Source organism: Methylobacterium nigriterrae (assembly GCF_037106235.1).
GTDB classification, from domain to species: domain Bacteria; phylum Pseudomonadota; class Alphaproteobacteria; order Rhizobiales; family Beijerinckiaceae; genus Methylobacterium; species Methylobacterium nigriterrae.
Window position 1 is genome coordinate 1 of the sequence record NZ_JBAWTG010000370.1, and the last position, 1,343, is coordinate 1,343.

Annotated in this window: 2 protein-coding genes and 1 pseudogene; all 3 read left to right on the plus strand. The window is 62.4% G+C overall.

All coding sequences use genetic code 11. From position 1 onward, the window contains the following. A pseudogene (locus WDW90_RS37150) lies at window positions 1-93 on the plus strand (IS5-like element ISMex42 family transposase); the annotation flags it as partial. 503 nt (window positions 94-596) lie between these two features. Beyond that, window positions 597-824, plus strand: a complete 228-nt coding sequence (locus WDW90_RS37155; RefSeq protein WP_336492730.1) for a hypothetical protein — start codon at window positions 597-599, stop codon at window positions 822-824. Between the two features lie 62 nt (window positions 825-886). Next, window positions 887-1,249: a DUF6894 family protein gene (locus tag WDW90_RS41105; protein ID WP_431311205.1), complete on the plus strand. Its 363-nt coding sequence runs from the start codon at window positions 887-889 to the stop codon at window positions 1,247-1,249. Window positions 1,250-1,343 lie beyond the last annotated feature (94 nt).

Below are 1,343 nucleotides of genomic sequence, written 5' to 3' on the forward strand. Positions count from 1 at the left end.
TGGCGCGCTGTTGCCACGCGCTACGAGAAGACCGCCACCAGCTTCGCCGGTGTCCTCTGCCTTGCCGCCGCACTCGACTGGCTCAAGCCATAACAGGCCTTAGCAGGAAGAGCGTTCTGCTACGCTTTGCGCTCTCCTCGGTTCGCTTAAGCCAGCACGCCTCTGAGCCCAGGGCGCCAACCGTCCTGCCTCACCGGGTTCCGAAACCTCACAGAATAGCTTCTAAGCCGGAGGGCGGCGTCACCGGCGGCAACGGAGAGCCCTGGGGTACTTCCGCCGCCTAACAGGCAAAACACGTCTCTCCACAAGCGATACTAGGGCCAACCAAGAGGGAGAGCGCGGGCTTCACGTGAGGCTTGGTGCTCTCCCTTCCCCGACATGCCTACTAAGAGCTGGAGGAAGGCGCATCTCATCGGACTGCTCCTCAGAGGGTGGTCCATTTGTGAAGGGATAGACACTCGCATGTGGTCCTTCACGCACCCACAGAACGGAGTAAGAACACGCCAAAGCCGAGCAGATTGGCCAAGATTGGCTCAGCTTCCGTTCAGGTGTCGCCTGGCATACTTCGGACCCGATCCACCGGGGCTCGCTGCGAGATGTCGAAGCCTGTCGATGCGAGTGCGCTCCTGCCCGATGACGGCAGGCTGAGCCGCTACCGCGTGTTCATCCTCAATGCCGACGAGACGGTGCTCCGGATTGAGCAGATCCCGGCGCAGGACGACGACACGGCGCTTGGACTCGCTCGTGCGATGCTGGGCGGCCACGCCCTCGAAATCTGGGACGGCATGCGCTTCATCGAGCACTTGGACCCCGCGCCCATTTGAGCCTGCACGTCACACCCGGAACCATAATCCAGGTTAACGCTTGATTCTCACGACGCGGGCCCATGGCGAGAGGTCAGCGCTCAGCGATCCCGTGTGCCCCTGCTAAATGGCGTAATTCCGTGCCGCGTTATTTCTTCGATCTGCATAGCGACGGCCTCTCCGAATGGGACGACGAGGGTACCGAGTGCCGAAGCGGCGATGAGATCTTGCACCACGCGCTCGGGATGCTTCGCGGCCTGCCCGATGGTGATGGCCTCAAGCACGCCCCGGCAGTTGTGACGGCCCATGACGGCGCCGGCCGTGTGGTCGTGACGGCGACCCTCAAACCAAGCTCGGAGGCTCATATCCGATGGTCGGAGGAACAGGTCGTGCCCTGTGGTGCTGCCATCGTTCATCTTCCCGGAAGTTCAGCATCAGCGCCTTAGAGCTGTTCCCGGTCAGGTAGCGACGGCCAAGTCGTTTTCGTAGCCGGCTGCGGCGAGGTAGTTGCGGCACTCCTGCGGAGTGAAGCGCGTGAAG

Excerpts from the sequence above, each read along its gene's own strand:
- WDW90_RS37155 (WP_336492730.1), top strand. The coding sequence starts at position 597 with ATGTCGAAGCCTGTCGATGCGAGTGCGCTCCTGCCCGATGACGGCAGG.
- WDW90_RS41105 (WP_431311205.1), top strand. The coding sequence starts at position 887 with ATGGCGAGAGGTCAGCGCTCAGCGATCCCGTGTGCCCCTGCTAAATGG.